Genomic DNA, 16,966 nt, shown 5'->3' on the forward strand with positions numbered 1-16,966 from the left:
AACCATTCGGAAAGCTTTCTTAATAATCCTCTTCAAACCTTTGGTCAAATCTCATAATTCGCCATTTTTTCTAAAAAAACACGCTGATCGTGCGGTCTTTTTTAACAAAAGAAGGCGCACGATCAACGTGTAGCCATCAGCCTCTAGGAACAGACAGACTGCTGATGATATTGTATTTGCGTTTCAAGTAGTACTTCGCTGCTAATGCCACTGCCCCGATCAAGGCTTCGATCACAGGATCCACTTGTGGATTCAATGGTGGTTGGATCATCGCAGAAAGCGAGATCACAACGATCCATAGCATGAAGGCTGCGACTAAAATCAAAATGATCTTCCACATCTTCGGCCGTTTGCTCTTATCGGCACCTGGGCGTTCATATTGATACATGTATTTGTACATCAAGTAGAAGACCCAACCAGCAAGCATCGCCATCAAGAAGAGGGTCAATAAGCCATAAGGTTGTGCTTGTCCTCTAGTAAAGATTCCCATAACCCCTAACATCAACCCAAAAATCCCTAAAATCAGCAAGGTGTTATCCAACCACATCAAGAAGGGGCCGGATTCTTTTTGCTCAACGGGTTTGTTGATGATGGCTTCGGTACGTTCAGACACTGTACCAAATAATTGGCGGGCCGTTTTGCCGCCTTTTTGTTCTTTGACTAAGACCGGCAGCATCTCATGCAAGGCAATCGTTTTTTCTTCTTCAGAAAGGTTGGCTGCCTCTAGCGATTTTTTTAAATCAAATATATATTGTTGGTTTCGTTTTGTTAATTGTTGTTCTAATTCACGATTTTCGGAAACATAATTTCGCAGAGTTTCTGGTTCCATGAATTGATTCTCCCTTCTGCGTTTTCTTCACAATGGACATTTTACCACAAATTCACTGGGAAGAAAGCCCTTTATACGTTAAAACGGAACAACATCACGTCGCCATCTTGCACGACATAATCTTTTCCTTCCAAACGTACCCGACCGGCTTCTTTGGCCGCTTGCATCGTGCCGTATTGGTTCAGATCCTCAAAGGAAACAGTTTCCGCACGAATAAAGCCGCGCTCAAAGTCCGTATGGATGATCCCCGCTGCTTGCGGTGCTTTGATGCCTTTACGGAACGTCCACGCACGCACTTCTTGTTCACCAGCGGTAAAGTACGTTGCTAGACCCAGCAAATCATAGGCGGCACGAATCAATTGATCCAACCCCGATTCTTCAATTCCTAATGCTTCTAAAAACTCTGCTTTGTCTTCTTCTTCCAGCTCAGCGATCTCTTCTTCAGCACGAGCACTGATGACGATCACTTCCGCATTTTCGCTTGCTGCAAATTCTTTCACTTTGTTGACATAGACATTGGTTTCATAGTCTGCCACGTCTTCTTCTGCTACGTTGGCAACGTATAAGACTGGTTTGGTCGTTAGTAAAAACAAACTTTTGACGATGCGCTGTTCTTCATCTGTAAATTCGATCGAACGAGCAGAGATCCCTTCTTCTAAGACCGGTTTGATCTTATCAAGAACGGCCAGTTCCGCAACTGCATCTTTGTCTTTGGTTTTGGCAATTTTTGCGACCCGAGTATAGCGCTTGTTGACGGATTCTAAATCTGCTAAAACCAACTCCAAATTGATGGTGTCGATATCAGCTAATGGGTCCACGCGGCCTTCTACGTGGGTGATGTTGTCATCGTCGAAACAACGAACGACATGACAGATCGCATCCACTTGGCGGATATGGCTCAAAAATTGGTTTCCTAATCCTTCCCCTTTGCTGGCACCGCGGACGATTCCGGCAATATCCGTAAATTCAAAGGTGGTTGGGACCGTCTTTTTCGGACGGACTAATTCTGTTAAACGCTGTAAGCGCCAATCTGGCACTTCCACCATTCCTACATTCGGATCGATCGTCGCAAACGGGTAGTTTGCGGCTTCTGCTCCTGCTTTGGTTATTGCATTAAATAAAGTAGATTTGCCCACATTTGGCAATCCAACGATTCCGGCAGTTAACGCCATGCTTCACTTCACTCTTTCTCTTTTTTTTCTAGGATTTTCTTCATCTTTTTATCAAATTCTCGGCGCGTCATCATGACGATGTGGCCGCAATTCGTACACTTTATTTTGATGTCTGCCCCCATGCGGATGATTTCCCAACGATTGGCTTTGCAGGCATGCGGTTTTTTCATTTCGACAATATCCCCAAGATCATACATCTTTATCACCTCAAGCTTCATCAAATTGAATGTTCAATAAATCTAAAATACGGGTTAAATCTTTTTGTGACAGGTATTCGATCTCGATTTTGCCTTTGCCTTCTTTTTCGCGGATCTCGACATTCGTGCCAAATTTATCCATCAACCGTTCTTCGCTTTCTCGTAAATAGTACGGTTTTTCCCGAATCAGACGCGGAACTTTTTTCTTTTCGTTCTTCGTGTCGTTCATCTCAGCGACCATTTGTTCTAATTGGCGGACTGTCAGATTTTCTTTGACACACCGATTGGCTAATTTTAAGATCTGTTCTTTGTTTTTCAACCCTAATAACGTCCGGGCTTGCCCCATAGACAAACGGTCATCTTGAACCATTTCTTTGACGAGTTTCGGCAAGGACAGTAACCGCAAATAATTGGCGATATACGGGCGGCTCTTCCCTAAGCGTTCAGCAACTTGTGCTTGGGTCAATTTCAAGTTCTTCATCAGCATGTCATAGGCTTCTGCTTCTTCTAAAGGATTCAAATCTTCCCGCTGCAAGTTTTCTAAAACGGCGACTTGCATCATCTCTTCTTCATCAAAATTGCGGATGATGGCTGGGATCGTTTCCTTGCCAGCTAGTTTGGATGCTCGAAACCGGCGTTCACCCGCAATGATCTCATAGCCTTTGACGGATGATTGCCGCACGATGATCGGTTGAAAGACCCCTGAATGCTGGATCGAATTGGCCAGTTCTTGTAATGAAAGCTCATCAAAGGTTTTTCGCGGTTGATAAGGGTTGGGTCTTAATTCGTTTAAAGGCAGTTCAACGACTTTTTCTGTCTTGATATCGACTTCTTCTAACCCTTGCAGGTCTTGAAACAACGCATCGATCCCACGCCCTAATCCTTTCCCTTTATTCTTCACGGGCTAACACTTCCTTTGCTAACGTCTGATAGACTTCGGCTCCTTTTGAGCGTGGATCATAATCAATGATCGACAATCCATGACTAGGTGCTTCAGACAACCGGATATTCCGCGGAATAATGGTTTCATATACTTTTTCTTGGAAATAGCGGCGGACTTCTTCCACGACTTCCGCGCCTAAGTTCGTACGGGCATCATACATCGTCAGTAAGACCCCTTCGATCTCTAACTCAGGGTTAAAATGTTTTTGTACTAAACGCACGGTATTCAATAGTTGGCTCAGCCCTTCTAATGCATAGTACTCACATTGGACTGGGATCAAAATCGAATCACTGGCGGTAAAGGCATTGATCGTCAAATGACCTAAAGATGGCGGGCAATCGATAAAGATATAATCGTATTGTTCTTTGATCTCATTCAAAGCCGATTTCAATCGAGATTCCCGTGCCATCATGGAGGTCAATTCAATTTCCGCACCAGCTAATTGGATCGTCGCTGGAACGATATCCAAGTTTTCCCGACTGCTAGGTAAAATCGCTTCAACGATCGGTGTTTCATTGACTAATACATCATAGATGTCTTGTTCCACATCTGGTTTGCGAATGCCGACACCGCTTGTGGCGTTGCCTTGGGCATCAATATCTACGAGTAACACTTTTTTGCCGACAAATGCTAAGGACGCACCTAGGTTCACCGTTGTGGTGGTTTTGCCTACGCCGCCTTTTTGGTTTGCAACAGAAATAATACGGGCCATTGATTTTCCTCCTATTTGATTGGTTGTTTCGCTGGCATTCCCGGTTTGCGGGGGTATTTCTTTGGCGTTTCTTTTTTCTTTTGAATGATCAAAAGATGGCGTTCATCGCCGCTGACCGGTAAGGTAAAGCTTTTTTCTTCAATAAATTTGCCGCCTAAGAGTGAGATGGCTGGTTTGGCTTCAACCAGTTCTTCCTCGCTTTTGGCAGCTTTGAGCGCATAAAAATAGCCTGCTTTTTTCACCAATGGCACACAGAGTTCCGTTAACACATTCAAACGGGCAACCGCACGAGCGGTCACATAATCGAATTGCCCACGAAATTGCGGGTTTTGACCAAATGTTTCTGCACGGTCATGGTACAAGTGGACATTTTCCAATTGTAGATCCGTCACAAGGGTTTGTAAAAAGGTGATGCGCTTATTTAAAGAGTCGACGATCGTCACTTCTAATTCAGGAAACACGATTTTTAGTGGAATACTTGGAAAGCCAGCACCTGAACCGACATCACACAAATGACTTTGCGGGTCAAAGGCGGTTTCAAAAGCTAAGGAAACAGAATCGTAGAAATGCTTCAAATACACTTCTGATTTTTCCGTGATTGCGGTTAGATTCATCTTCTGATTCCATTCGACTAAACGCTCGAAATAGACAGCGAATTTTTCCATTTGTTCTTCGGTTAAAACGATCCCGTTTTTGCGTAATTCTTCATGAAATTCTTCAGGTAGCATAACGAATCCTTTCTATTTTGTGAAACAGAAAAATGTTTCACAGACTAGTTCCTACTTTAACGCAAAAAGCAATGTGATGCAATAGCCAGACATTGCTTTCTAGGAGAATTTACCATTTTTTAACTGGGGCTTTAAGGTTGGTTTAAGGCAGAGGAATTATACTCATTTCAATCCAAAAAACTTTTTTCATTTTTCCTTGACCAGCGAGGCTGCCAACCCTCCTGGTCAGCTTTTTTCTCAAAAAAACAAGCATTGATCACAGGATCAATGCTTGTTTTTGTTTCATATGAAACTTTTTTATTTCACCCGAGGCTCGTTGTATTCTTCGATACGATCAGACGCGCGGGAAGCCGCATGTTTGGCTTTGTTGGTTTGACGTGAAGCAAAGTCGCCGGTTTTAGATGCAGCTGACGATACTTTGTCTTGAACCGTTTCTTGTTCCTCTTCGTATTCAGCGATCGTTTTTACATCTACAACATTGATGTTGACTTCGATCACTTCTAATTGGGTCATTGTCGTTACTTCTTTTTGGATGACTTCTTTGACTTGGTCAGCGATTTCTGGGATGTTGCGGTCATATTCAACCACGATATCTAAATCAACGGCTACTTGTTTTTTCCCTACTTCGGTATTGATACCCGCAGTCACATTGTCTGTATTGACTAATTTTTCCGCAATGTTAGAGAAGAAACCACCATCGACCGTCAACAGACCATCCACGTGTTCTAATGCGATCCCGATGATTTTTTGGATCACTTTGTCATCATAGGTCAATGAACCATGAACAGGTGCGTCGCCAGTTGGTCCTTCAAAATCGTTGTGGCCAGGTTTTGGCGGTGCTGGATGATGACCTGCTGGATTTGGATTTCCTGGTGCTGGATGATCCCCTGGTTTTGGTCCGTTTTGTTGTCCTGCTACTGCTTTTTCAGCATTTGGCACGACTGGATCTGGTGCTTCAGTCATGGGAATCGCATTTTCATTTGCTTGATGATTGGTGTTAGGAACCACTGGATCTGGATGTGCACTAACTTTTTTATCATTGTTTAATTCGTTTTTATCGTTATTCATTAAAAATTCCTCCTATTAAAATGCGTTATTGTTGGTTAAAAAATTCGTCGATGATACCGGTACGTTGGAGATACAATCCTAACGCAAAACCCAAACCTGTTAGGAGTAGAATCAGCAATGTTTTGAAAAAACCGATCGTTACAAACAACACAGCCAGAACAAGGCCGATTGCTCCAAAAATCAATGGGATTTTGTATTGTTGTAGTTCGTTCATCATAGCCCTCCTATTCTACTCGCGGGTTTTCCGGAGTCTCATTTTGTTCAAAATTCGCGTAGTTGACTTCGACTTTGACTTTCTCACTTGAACCAAGCACTCGTTGGACATCTTGTTGGATTTCCGCCATTAAGTTTTCGGTTTTGCCGACTAAGGCAGACGTCCGTTTCAAGCGTCCTTTGATTTTAATCAAAATTCGATTTTTGGTCGCCTTGACATGAACTTTTGGTCCTTCAACAAATTCTTTTTCATTTACTTTCGTACGTACAAGTCCTTCGATTGCTTTCTTATCGATCGTCAATGCGCCCTTATCCTCTTTCAAAACAAAGGTCGTTTTGGTTTTTGGATAAAAAAGCACGACTAAGATCACGATCAAGAATAAGGCGATCAAGACAACAGCTACCCAAAACATATATTGACGCATAAACAAGTTGTCAAAGAAATACGTGACGACATTGCCTCTGCTGTCCAAACCAAATGGCAGCTGCATATAAGGATTACTCATTAATACGATTGGTAATAAAACAGTGATAAAGATCAACGAAACGATGATTGATACGATTTTCCAACCTTTACTCATAGGACACCTCCTCCTTTTTCTCCAATTTTTGATAAGCTTACAAGTTGATGGCTTCTCCGCCGGTAACACCATAAATCTGTGCTGTCACATAGCTAGCTTTATTGGAAGCTAAAAAGACATAGACAGGTGCCAGCTCAGCTGGTTGTCCTGCCCGCTCAAGTAACGCTTGCTGACCAAATTCAGGCAGCTGGTCTTGCGGTTGGCCATGATCTAACTGTAATGGTGTCCAGATCGGTCCTGGGGCTACCCCATTGACGCGAATTCCTTTTTCAGCAAATTGTTTCGCCAAGCTGACTGTAAAACTAGCGATCGCCGATTTGGTTGCCGCATAATCCATTAAATGGGCACTTGGACTAAAGGCTTGGACAGAAGTCGTTGTCACGATCGCTCCCCCAGCCGGTAAGTGCGGCTCAGCAGCTTTGACTAATGCAAACATTGAGATAATGTTTACCATAAAGGTATCTTTTACTTGTTCAATCGGTAATTCTGCAATCGATGGCCGCGTGATTTGCTGTGCTGCGTTCAATACTAATGTATCTAACCCACCTAATGCTGCCACCGCTTTGTCAACGATCTCTTGTGGTGCCGCTTCGTCTCGCAGGTCATAGGGTAGCAAGATCACTTTGCGCCCAGCTTCTTTGATGTACCCTGCAACTTCTTCGGCATCTTCTTCTTCTCCTGGGAAAAAGTGTAGGGCAATGTCTGCTCCTTCACGGGCGAAGGCAATCGCTGCTGCTCGTCCGATCCCAGAATCCCCACCGGTGATCAGTACACGCCGGTTTTCTAACTGCTGACTTCCCTCATAAGATTCTTCACCACAATCAGGTTTTGGTCGCATTTCTTCTTGTAAAGCAGGCGTATCTTGTTCCTGTTTGCTGTATTTACCCGTGTGATAAAGTTCCCGTGGATCAGTCAAAATAGGTTCACTCATTCTTACGTCCTCCTTTTCTCTATAATAAAATTCTAAACCATTCATTTTTTTTTGGGAAATATAACGCTTTGTTAACAAAAATAAATCTTCGTTTATTAGAAAATGAAAAAAGAAAGTGCCCTCATTTTTGACCAGAAATCAAATAATTTCCCTTTTTTATAGAAGGGGGTAAACTAATAAGTAGTAACTGGTAGTACCTGTAAAAGGGAACCCCTAAGAAAATGACCTTGGATCAAGAAAAAGGAGGAAACAAACAATGCCTTGGAATGTCCGTGATTATCCTGCGTCAATGAAGAATCTAGACCCCTTAGTTCGTAAAAAAGCGATCGATATCGCCAATGCCCTGCTAGCCGATGGCTATTCCGATGATCGGGCGATCCCGATCGCCACGAGTCAAGCAGAAAAATGGTATGACAATGCAGATGAAGAGGAGAAGAAAGCTTTTCAGAAAGAAAAAAATCCGCAAAAAGACGATGCCCATCAAACCAATAAGAATGCGGAAAAATTAATGGATGCGGATGTAGAAGTTGTGTATGAAGACGACCAATGGCAAGTCCGTTCCAAAGGGGCGAAACGTGCCAGTGATCATTTCGACAAGAAAGCAGAGGCCATCGCCCGTGCCAAAGAAATCGCCGAAAACAAAGAATCCGTGGTGAACGTTTATAAGAAAGACGGCGACCATCAAAAGGATATTGATTTGAGAGAATAAAATTGGCTGCAAAAAAGCAGAAGGAGGACTTACGTTTGTCGTTTTATCGGCGCGAAACGTTGCCTACTCTTTCGCTTTTTTGTTTCCTTTCACAGCTAGGTTTGATTAAAACTAAAGCAACCGCTTCTTTGACGTTTCTTTTAAAAAGCTAAGGTTCGTTGTAATAAACCTAAAAAACGAAGACCTCTTGAATGAACCATCCGTTACCTCTGTAAACTAGCTTGTGCTTTCTTTAACTAAATAAACCTTGTATACTTGAATTATTAAAAGTACAAGGAGTGGTGTTTGTGAAAAAATTATTTTTTGTGCCGTTTATTTTTATTTGTTTCCTCTTTGCTCTCCCAGCTGCCGCCCAGACAGTGGAAGAACCGGAACTCGTTTATGACTTAGCATCAGACAGTCCCTATGAGCAGCTGGTCACGGTAGATGAAGAAGGCAACGAGGTGATTTTGACCATTGAAAAATTGCCGTCATTCCGAGCAAATCTGGCAGCGGGAACGTATCGTGTGTCAAAAACATCCGCAGGTAATTGGACCGCTAGTTATAATGTAACGGTCAATAGCCGCAATCAATTTACAGGCACCTCGAATTTAAGTTTAGTTGCTCACAGAGGAAGTATCACTTCTAGTTCATTAACTCACACGTCCACCAAAGCCACCTGTACGTTTAAGCAAAAAGCAGGTATAATCACTACCAATGGGAGTGTCGTAACCACGATCTCAAATGGGAAGCTAGTTGTTAAATAGCAGATAGGAGCATACATTGGCTTTAGCAGAACAATTAAAAAGCTGTCGCGAGTCTTCAGGATTGTCGCAAACAGCAGTCGCAGAAAAATTACAGATTTCACGCCAGTCGATTTCAAAATGGGAAAATGGGCGCGGCTATCCAGATATTGAGAATTTGATTTTGTTGAGCGATCTCTACCAAGTCTCGATCGATGAGCTTTTACGTGAGAACGAAGCCTTAAAAGAGCGGATCGAAACCAACAATCAAGAAATCAACGACAAGAAAGAAAAATTGTCGTTACTCCAAAGAACGATGGCAGCAGATAAAGATGAAAGTCTGCTCTTGCTACTGTTAGCTGGAATCGGCTCCTTTCTTTTTCCTTTAGGACTGATCTTAGATGGCTTTGTTTTATGGCGTAACAAAAAAGCCAATAATTTTTATGTATTGATCTATATCGTCTGTGCCTTCTCGATTTTCTTGAATTTGTACGATGGCTATGTCCATCTCAGCAACATCATGAATTGGGGAACCACTACGATTGAAAAAGTGGAATAACTTTATTATTAAGACAAAAAGCCCGCTGCGAATTGTTTTCGCAGCGGGCTTTTGACACTCTATTTACCATTTATAAATTGGTTTTTCAAAGAAAATCATATAGTAATAGAAATTAATAAAGGTCTAGTCCATATATTTATCGTAAGTAAAACAAAACTTGATATACCCAAATCTATCTTCTGAGAATATAAAAAGATTATCTGTCAATATTTTTAGCTCCCTTTTTCTACTAGCGATATAATAAAACGTAGTTTATTCAAAATCTCTTTCAACCTTTGTTTCACTTTCCTTATCCTTTAGCAATTTTGAAAATATATCTTCCCCTTTAAATTGTAAAACAGTTTTGATAATAACAGACGCAAAAATAAAAATAAAAACCATTGCAGAAAATGCATTTGCTTTATTCTCTGGAAATATATATACCGAAGCCGCCCATATTGCATATAAACCTATTACAAAGTATCTAAATATCTTATATGCTCTAGTTGCTTCATCTGAAATAGTTTTATTCTCAAAGATTTTTGCATTAAAAAATATAGTAATGAAATTTTTGGGATCACTCACCCAAATTATTCCAGCATATGCTATGCTTACCACAATAAAATTATCCTTATTGGTGTTCAAAAAAGTAAATATTGCTACTCCAAAAACTAATAAAATAGCAATTTTAAACATGAGTCTTAAAAACTTTTTCATAAGAGGAACATCAACTTTTTGCAACGATTTTGGCATTATTACATTTAGCAACATGGAGATACCAATTACTTGGCTGAAAAATAGCATAATTTGACTAATTATTTGTATAGATTCAATTGAACTAATAATACTCTCTCCCAAATTCAATAACATAGGCTGATTTACCAATAACAAATGTTTATTAATCAAATTACTTATATTACCAAAGAAAATCGAAAGCCATGACAATATAAGTAATAGGAACGAGACCACAAGTGATGAAGATAAAAAACCTAGCATAAAACGTTTGTATTTAAAATACGAAATCATTTTTTTTATGTAATATCTGAAGAACAGACCGTTAACTACGATGAAGCATAACATTTTTAACAGTTTAGAAAAAGTGCTTGAAGATTTTTCTAGTATTAACACTTCAATTAGAGTAATTAACATAGGTAACATTATAATAACGCAGTAAAATAAAGCAATGTAATGTTCTGAATCTATACTTCCATCAGAAAGCTTTTTTTTTATTTTGTAAACAAATTTCTTCAATATATAACCACTCCTTCAAATTAAATAAAGAAGTATCGGCAATATAATACATACCAATACTTCTGTGATATTATCTGACTAAATATTCTTCGGGCAATTAGAATATTTAGTCACATGAATTTATCTAAAACCTTTGGTTATAAATTCTGAAAACTTTCTTTGAATATAAGTCATATCATCAACCGTGGCATCGATTTTCTCTAGCTTATTAAATAATTCTAATAGAGAATAGGTATTCTCGGAGACTTCTTTAGAGATCTTATTCAGTTCTTGTTTAGTATTTATACCTAATCCCTTAGTTCTGGCTCCGGATAATTTATCAAAAATAACACTCAACTGGTCTGAGTCTAATTTCTTAGCAAGTCTAGCTTCATCAATTCCACTTATTAAGTCTTTTGATAATTTTTCTAAATTATTAAAAACCTTCATACGATTTTTGACAGTATCTGCATTTAAATTATGCTTTACTTTAAGTACACTGTCTCCTATTGCTGTAGACCTAATTCCTTTTCTGTCTATAATAGTATAAACTAGTTCAAATAGAACTACACCTTCACGAATTTCACTATTTGAAACATTTATACCAATCTCTACTTGGTATTTTTTTCCTAACGGTATCGTATTTTTTAGTTTAACGCTCATAACCAAGCTTGAATCCGTAATAAAAGCCCTATCGATATATACAGGGTTTTTCATTCTCTTTGAATATTGATGCATAGCATTTAAAGATAAATATAGCACTATATTGTTATCATAATTTCTATATTTTGAAGATGTAAGAGCTCGCAAGTATACTTCTCCATCTTCCTTACCTTCAATAAACCTATACTGCTTTTTGATTTCCTCTGAATTTTCAAGAAGATATCTTATATTATCAATTAATAAATCTTTTTGGTCAGTTCGGAAACAGTATCCTGAAAATCTATCCAAACAAAACAAATCATCTAAGAATGCGCTACTAAAAGAGTATATTCCCGTTGCTGTATAAGCAATCTCTTCTGCATTGTCTATATCTGTAAATCCAAGAATTAATTGTTGTTTATCATTAAATCCTATTAATCTAACATTTCTAGTTGAGATATCTTTATCATACTTTTTATGTTTTATTTGTTTAAAAAGTTGTATTACTTCGTTTGAGCCCTCTACATTACACACTCTCTCGATGAAATCGATTTCAAATTTAACTGAACTAGATATTTCATCCGTTCCAAGTAAATTTAAAACTTGTGCTCTTGTGGCTTTACTCCCCGAGTCTTGGAGTGAATTAAAACTCCGAGTTTCTATAAATTTTGCCATTTAGCTCCTCTTTTCTTCAATATGGATTTAATCCAATTATTAAGAAAATAAGCAGGTATCAGGAACTACATACATATAGATAAATAATTTACGAACCTAAGTTCTCTCTTTTGTTTTTTTAATCGATATGGTAGTATAATCAACATATGATATTAATTATTAAGTCCTATGCTTGCCCGTATAGAACTGATACCCTAACAATGAATTTGCAGATTCATTGTTTTTTTTATTTTCTCAGGATATTATAACATATGAACTTTCATTCTACAAACTTAGAACCGAAAAGCATCTCTAAAATCGTTTTTAAGATGGTTTACTTAATCAGAAGCCTATTTAACATATAAAAATGATAACACGTGTTCAAACGCTTCTCATTAGCTTTTACAGTCTATCAACTTTTTAAAACAAATATTTTACTTTAAAAATAAAAAATGCGATAAATTTTAAACTTGTAAATGCGCCCTTTAGACGCAAAAAAGAGAAGTAGAAAACTCTACTTCTCTTCAACCTAATTAACCGAGTACTGCCTAGCAACCATCATCACACTTCCACATGTCTCATTACACCGAATTACTCATCCAGCTATCAATGTGTCTCAGTAGGTTGTTTTTTAATGAGTTCAAAAGATGTACCAGCATATGGACTACGAATTGCTTTGCTAAAATATTATTTCTACCTGTAAGATTGGAAAGGGTCTTAGGTACTCTCTATTCATCTGCAACCGCATGAGTTTCAATAAATGAATCAATCCTTCATCTATAGTTTGTCCGAATACAACTTCCTTACCTTCTCCAGAACTTACTTAACTTTGTGACTGATCATCTAACCATCTTTACCAGACATCGTCATAATTCCTTCGATCTTACTAAAATACTTACGTTAGCCCTTTTTTCAACAGAAGCATAGCCGACGGAATCAAAATCAAGGTCAACTAATAGTATAAGTAGGAAATTTCTGCCATAGATCCTTTGCTAAAAATTGATTAAGCATGTACCTTTGCAATCTTCCCTTGTTCGATATACACCATCAAAATACTGATATCAGCTGGGTTTACTCCGCTGATACGGCTCGCTTGGGCGATGGTTTCGGGTTGGATTTTTTGCAGTTTTTGTTTGGCTTCTGTTGCCAAGCCATTGATAGCGGCATAGTCGATGTTTTCAGGAATGCGTTTGGCTTCCATCCGTTTGAGTTTCTCCACTTTTTCGAGGGCTTTTTTGATATAGCCTTCGTATTTGATTTGGATCTCGACTTGTTCGATCTCTTTTGGCTTCAATGCTTCATTGGCTTCGATAAATTGTAGCATTTCGGCATACGTCACTTCAGGCCGACGCAAGAATTCATTTGCTAAAACGCCATCTTTCAAGGTAGCCGTCCCTTTAGCAGTCAAATACGCTTGTACTTCTGGCGTTGGTTTGATGCGGATCTTAGATAAACGTTTAATTTCTGCTTCAACAGCTTCTTTTTTCGCTACATACGCTTCGTATTGTGCTTCTGGGACGAGCCCGATTTGATGTCCCACTTCGGTCAAACGCAGATCGGCATTATCATGACGCAGCAATAAGCGGTATTCAGCACGAGAGGTCAATAAACGGTAAGGTTCATTGGTTCCTTTGGTCACCAAATCATCGATCATCACACCGATATAACCGTCGCTGCGTTTCATAATGAAGGGTTCTTTGCCTTGAATTTTCAAAGCGGCATTGATGCCTGCGATCAAGCCTTGACCGGCCGCTTCTTCATAGCCGCTGGTTCCGTTGGTTTGTCCTGCCGTAAAGAGGTTTTCGATGACTTTGGTTTCTAATGTTGGACGCAATTGATGAGGCACCACGACATCATATTCAATGGCGTAGCCCGTCCGCATCATTTCCGCTTTTTCTAAACCTGCGATGGAATGCAGCATTTGGACTTGGACGTCTTCTGGCATAGAAGTAGAAAGCCCTTGAACATACACTTCTTCGGTGTTCAACCCTTCTGGTTCCAAGAACAGTTGGTGACGAGATTTGTCTGCAAAACGCACGATTTTGTCTTCGATAGATGGGCAATAACGGGCACCTACTCCTTCGACGATCCCAGTAAACATCGGCGCCCGGTGTAAATTCTGGTTGATGATTTGGTGCGTCCCTTCGTTCGTATAGGTCAACCAGCAAGGTTCTTGGTTTTGATTGTAGGCTTCATCGGGTGTGCTGTAACTAAAGTGATTCGGTTGTTCATCGCCAGGCTGGATCTCCGTTACCTCATAGTTGATGGTGCTGGATTTGACTCGCGGTGGTGTACCGGTTTTAAAACGAGCGATCTCTAGACCAAGCTCTTTCAAATGATCGGCTAATCCAATCGATGGCTGGGAGTTGTTTGGACCAGAAGAATACTTCAACTCTCCAATGATGATCTCCCCTCGCAACGCTGTTCCTGCAGTGATCACTACAGCTTGGGCTTGGTAACGAGCGCCTGTAGAGGTCACGACGCCACGGCATTCGCCTTCTTCAACGATCAGCTTTTCAACGATCCCTTGGCGCAGTGTTAAATTGGCTTCTTTTTCGATCGTTCGTTTCATTTCAGCCGCATAGGCATGTTTATCGGCTTGCGCCCGCAAAGCCCGCACTGCGGGACCTTTTCCTGTATTGAGCATCCGCATTTGGATGTAGGTTTTATCGATATTTTTGCCCATTTCTCCGCCTAAAGCATCGATTTCGCGCACCACGACGCCTTTTGCTGGTCCGCCGACGGAGGGATTACAAGGCATGAATGCGACCATGTCTAAGTTGATGGTCAGTAAAAGGGTTTTTGCCCCCATTCGGCTGGCTGCTAAGGCAGCTTCTGATCCGGCATGGCCGGCACCAACAACGATCACGTCATAACTTTCTGCTTGATATTCTTGCATGGTGTTCTCCTTTTTACGCCAGTGGCGCATTCTTTATTTTCCTAAACAAAACTGACTGAACAATTGGGTGATCAACTCATCTTGGACACTGTCGCCGACAACTTCTCCTAGATAGTCCCAGCAGCGTGTCATATCGATTTGAACCAAGTCGACAGGCATTCCTGCTTCGATCCCTTGGATGACCTCAGACAACGACTGAACGGCATTTTCTAATAAGGCAATGTGGCGAGTGTTAGAAAGATAGGAAGCATCCTTATCGGTGGTTTTGCCCCCAAAGAATAGATCGGCAATGGCTTGTTCCAGTTGATCCAAGCCTTCACTCGTCAACACAGAGACAGAAAAAATCGGTTCATCTGCTGCGTACTGTGCTAGCTCAGCGGGTGCTAATTTTGGCTCAAGGTCGGTCTTATTCAATAAGATGATCCGACGGCTGCCAGCAGTCAGCTCCAGCAATTGTTTGTCTTCCTGGGTCAATCCTTCGCTTTGGTTGAGAACCAGCAAAATCAACTCCGCTTCTGCCAGTGCTTTGCGGCTGCGTTCGACCCCGATTTTCTCAACGACATCTTCTGTTTCGCGGATACCAGCCGTATCGATCAGTTTCAACGGTACCCCGCGAACATTGACATACTCTTCAATGACATCTCGAGTCGTACCAGCAATGTCTGTCACGATGGCTTTTTCTTCCCTTAATAAATGGTTCAATAAGCTGGATTTACCGACATTCGGCCGACCGATGATCGCAGTACTCAAACCTTCTCGCAAAATTTTTCCTTGTTGGGCAGTCGCTAATAAGGCTTGGATCTGCCCTTTGACCATCGTGGCTTTTTCTAGCAATAAGCGGGTCGTCAATTCTTCCACATCATCGTATTCAGGGTAATCGATATTCACTTCAACTTGCGCCAGCGTCTCTAAGATCTCTTGGCGTAAGGTCCGAATCAAGTGGGAAAGATTGCCATCCAGCTGATTGACTGCGAGATTCATCGCCTTATCGGTCTTGGCACGAATCAGGTCCATCACCGCCTCGGCTTGAGAAAGGTCAACCCGTCCGTTTAAAAAGGCCCGCTTCGTGAATTCCCCCGGCTCAGCCAACCGTGCGCCTTGTCGTAAAACCAGCTGCAAGAGTTGATTGACGACAACGATCCCGCCGTGGCAGTTGATCTCGACAACATCTTCTCGGGTAAAGGTCCGCGGCTTTTTCATCACTGATAGCATCACTTCATCCATCAAACGGTTTTCTTCTGGGTCTATGATATGACCATAATGGATCGTATGACTAGGGACTTGGGCGAGGGTTTTAGTGCCTGCTTGAAAAATCCGATCCGCAATTGCGATCGCTTCTTCCCCGCTTAATCGCACAATACTGATGGCCCCTTCGCCTGGCGGGGTGGAAATCGCGGCAATCGTATCAAATTCTTGCGTTATATTCGCCATGTTGCTTGCTCCTCCTATTTTTTCACATAAAAAAAGTGCCCACTCCACCCGTCAAATTGATTGAAAATCAATAAAAACGAGTAGACTTAGCACTTTGACTGCTTGTCAATTAAATTCTGGAAATAGATTAGCACATTTTTGCGTGAGTCGCAAGCTTCCTTCAAAAACTTTTAAATTTTGCATCTGTCCGCAAAAACCTTTAAAATAAAAGCAAAGAATAAGAAAAGAGGGATCTATTATGGAAACCATCAAATCATCAAACAGCGCTGCTCGCATTAAAGAAATCATTTTATCGACAGGAAACGTGAATCGGCCTTACGTCGTGCGGGATATCGTCTTTGCGGCAGACAAAATCGAAGTAGATCTATTTGATACATCTGTGAATTTGAACGACCTGTTGGCAGATGTGACCTATCGCTTAAAAGAAACCGCCCACAGCTACGGAGCGAATGCAGTGATCAACTGTCATTTCGAACATGACCGCATCGTCGAAGGCGACAAAACCTACCTTGAGATCTTTGCCTATGGTACAGTGGTTCAATTTACTCAATCAACCATCGGCGGCTAATTGCCTCTATCATCAAAAAAATACAAAAAAGAGTCCGCGGCATACGGACTCTTTTTTGATACCAAAGGCTGACCTACGTAACGTATGTTGACTTTGATAAGAATGATTTCTAGTCAAGGATACTTGGTTTTAAATTTGTTGTCAATCGCTTTTTCCCATCAAAAAAGGGAAAGGCTTGTCAGACCGCCTTTCCCTTTTT

Annotated in this window: 18 protein-coding genes; 4 read left to right on the plus strand and 14 right to left on the minus strand. The window is 40.8% G+C overall.

Translation table 11 applies throughout. The features are described from left to right. Positions 1–136 precede the first annotated feature (136 nt). The 10 genes from A5878_RS00055 to A5878_RS00100 all read right to left on the minus strand — a co-directional run bounded on the left by A5878_RS00055 (position 137) and on the right by A5878_RS00100 (position 7,374). Entirely contained in the window at positions 137–829 is a 693-nt protein-coding gene (locus A5878_RS00055; protein ID WP_005226251.1) for a DUF1129 domain-containing protein, read from the minus strand. 71 nt (positions 830–900) lie between these two features. Then, positions 901–2,001, minus strand: coding sequence for a redox-regulated ATPase YchF (ychF, locus tag A5878_RS00060; RefSeq protein WP_074535546.1), 1,101 nt, complete (start codon positions 1,999–2,001; stop codon positions 901–903). 8 nt (positions 2,002–2,009) lie between these two features. Continuing rightward, positions 2,010–2,198 carry a DUF951 domain-containing protein gene (locus tag A5878_RS00065; RefSeq protein ID WP_005226253.1) on the minus strand — a complete coding sequence of 63 codons (189 nt, stop codon included), beginning with the start codon at positions 2,196–2,198 and terminating at the stop codon, positions 2,010–2,012. 10 nt (positions 2,199–2,208) lie between these two features. Continuing rightward, positions 2,209–3,099 carry a ParB/RepB/Spo0J family partition protein gene (locus tag A5878_RS00070; protein ID WP_074535547.1) on the minus strand — a complete coding sequence of 297 codons (891 nt, stop codon included), beginning with the start codon at positions 3,097–3,099 and terminating at the stop codon, positions 2,209–2,211. Continuing rightward, on the minus strand, positions 3,089–3,853 hold the full coding sequence (locus A5878_RS00075; protein ID WP_005226255.1) for a ParA family protein: 765 nt from the start codon (positions 3,851–3,853) through the stop codon (positions 3,089–3,091). Before A5878_RS00075 ends, A5878_RS00070 begins: the two co-directional genes overlap by 11 nt. 11 nt (positions 3,854–3,864) lie before the next feature. Continuing rightward, positions 3,865–4,581 (minus strand): 16S rRNA (guanine(527)-N(7))-methyltransferase RsmG, encoded by a 717-nt coding sequence (rsmG, locus tag A5878_RS00080; protein ID WP_005226256.1) that lies wholly within the window; start codon positions 4,579–4,581, stop codon positions 3,865–3,867. Between the two features lie 297 nt (positions 4,582–4,878). After that, on the minus strand, positions 4,879–5,649 hold the full coding sequence (locus tag A5878_RS00085) for an Asp23/Gls24 family envelope stress response protein (RefSeq protein WP_010748461.1): 771 nt from the start codon (positions 5,647–5,649) through the stop codon (positions 4,879–4,881). A gap of 25 nt (positions 5,650–5,674) precedes the next feature. Continuing rightward, the gene (locus A5878_RS00090; RefSeq protein ID WP_005226258.1) at positions 5,675–5,866 is read right to left on the minus strand and encodes a DUF2273 domain-containing protein; all 192 of its coding nucleotides are present in this window, start codon (positions 5,864–5,866) and stop codon (positions 5,675–5,677) included. 7 nt (positions 5,867–5,873) lie between these two features. Further along, positions 5,874–6,443 (minus strand): alkaline shock response membrane anchor protein AmaP, encoded by a 570-nt coding sequence (gene amaP / locus A5878_RS00095; protein WP_005226259.1) that lies wholly within the window; start codon positions 6,441–6,443, stop codon positions 5,874–5,876. Positions 6,444–6,480: 37 nt separating this feature from the next. Then, a complete protein-coding gene (locus tag A5878_RS00100) occupies positions 6,481–7,374 on the minus strand; it encodes an SDR family oxidoreductase (protein WP_005226260.1) in 894 nt (297 codons plus the stop codon). Positions 7,375–7,630: 256 nt separating this feature from the next. On the opposite strand from A5878_RS00100, the gene A5878_RS00105 reads away from it, so the two are divergent. The 3 genes from A5878_RS00105 (at position 7,631) to A5878_RS00115 (ending at position 9,364) form a co-directional block, all read left to right on the plus strand. Continuing rightward, on the plus strand, positions 7,631–8,083 hold the full coding sequence (locus tag A5878_RS00105; protein WP_074535548.1) for a DUF2188 domain-containing protein: 453 nt from the start codon (positions 7,631–7,633) through the stop codon (positions 8,081–8,083). A gap of 278 nt (positions 8,084–8,361) precedes the next feature. Next, positions 8,362–8,829, plus strand: a complete 468-nt coding sequence (locus A5878_RS00110) for a DUF5626 family protein (protein ID WP_074535549.1) — start codon at positions 8,362–8,364, stop codon at positions 8,827–8,829. A 16-nt stretch (positions 8,830–8,845) separates the two neighbouring features. Continuing rightward, a complete protein-coding gene (locus tag A5878_RS00115; RefSeq protein WP_005226263.1) occupies positions 8,846–9,364 on the plus strand; it encodes a helix-turn-helix domain-containing protein in 519 nt (172 codons plus the stop codon). 252 nt (positions 9,365–9,616) lie between these two features. On the opposite strand, the gene A5878_RS00120 is transcribed toward A5878_RS00115, so the two are convergent. The 4 genes from A5878_RS00120 to mnmE form a co-directional block, all read right to left on the minus strand. Then, on the minus strand, positions 9,617–10,594 hold the full coding sequence (locus A5878_RS00120; protein WP_074535550.1) for a hypothetical protein: 978 nt from the start codon (positions 10,592–10,594) through the stop codon (positions 9,617–9,619). 120 nt (positions 10,595–10,714) lie between these two features. Continuing rightward, on the minus strand, positions 10,715–11,890 hold the full coding sequence (locus tag A5878_RS00125) for a hypothetical protein (RefSeq protein WP_074535551.1): 1,176 nt from the start codon (positions 11,888–11,890) through the stop codon (positions 10,715–10,717). 982 nt (positions 11,891–12,872) lie between these two features. Next, on the minus strand, positions 12,873–14,768 hold the full coding sequence (gene mnmG, locus A5878_RS00130; RefSeq protein WP_086294302.1) for a tRNA uridine-5-carboxymethylaminomethyl(34) synthesis enzyme MnmG: 1,896 nt from the start codon (positions 14,766–14,768) through the stop codon (positions 12,873–12,875). Positions 14,769–14,801: 33 nt separating this feature from the next. Further along, positions 14,802–16,199 carry a tRNA uridine-5-carboxymethylaminomethyl(34) synthesis GTPase MnmE gene (gene mnmE / locus A5878_RS00135; RefSeq protein WP_086294303.1) on the minus strand — a complete coding sequence of 466 codons (1,398 nt, stop codon included), beginning with the start codon at positions 16,197–16,199 and terminating at the stop codon, positions 14,802–14,804. A 238-nt stretch (positions 16,200–16,437) separates the two neighbouring features. Between mnmE and A5878_RS00140 the strand changes: the two genes are divergently transcribed. After that, positions 16,438–16,767 carry a heavy metal-binding domain-containing protein gene (locus A5878_RS00140; RefSeq protein ID WP_005226284.1) on the plus strand — a complete coding sequence of 110 codons (330 nt, stop codon included), beginning with the start codon at positions 16,438–16,440 and terminating at the stop codon, positions 16,765–16,767. The last annotated feature ends 199 nt before the right edge of the window (positions 16,768–16,966 follow it).

This window comes from Enterococcus sp. 3G6_DIV0642 (assembly GCF_002140635.1).
Classification (GTDB): Bacteria; Bacillota; Bacilli; order Lactobacillales; family Enterococcaceae; genus Enterococcus_D; species Enterococcus_D casseliflavus.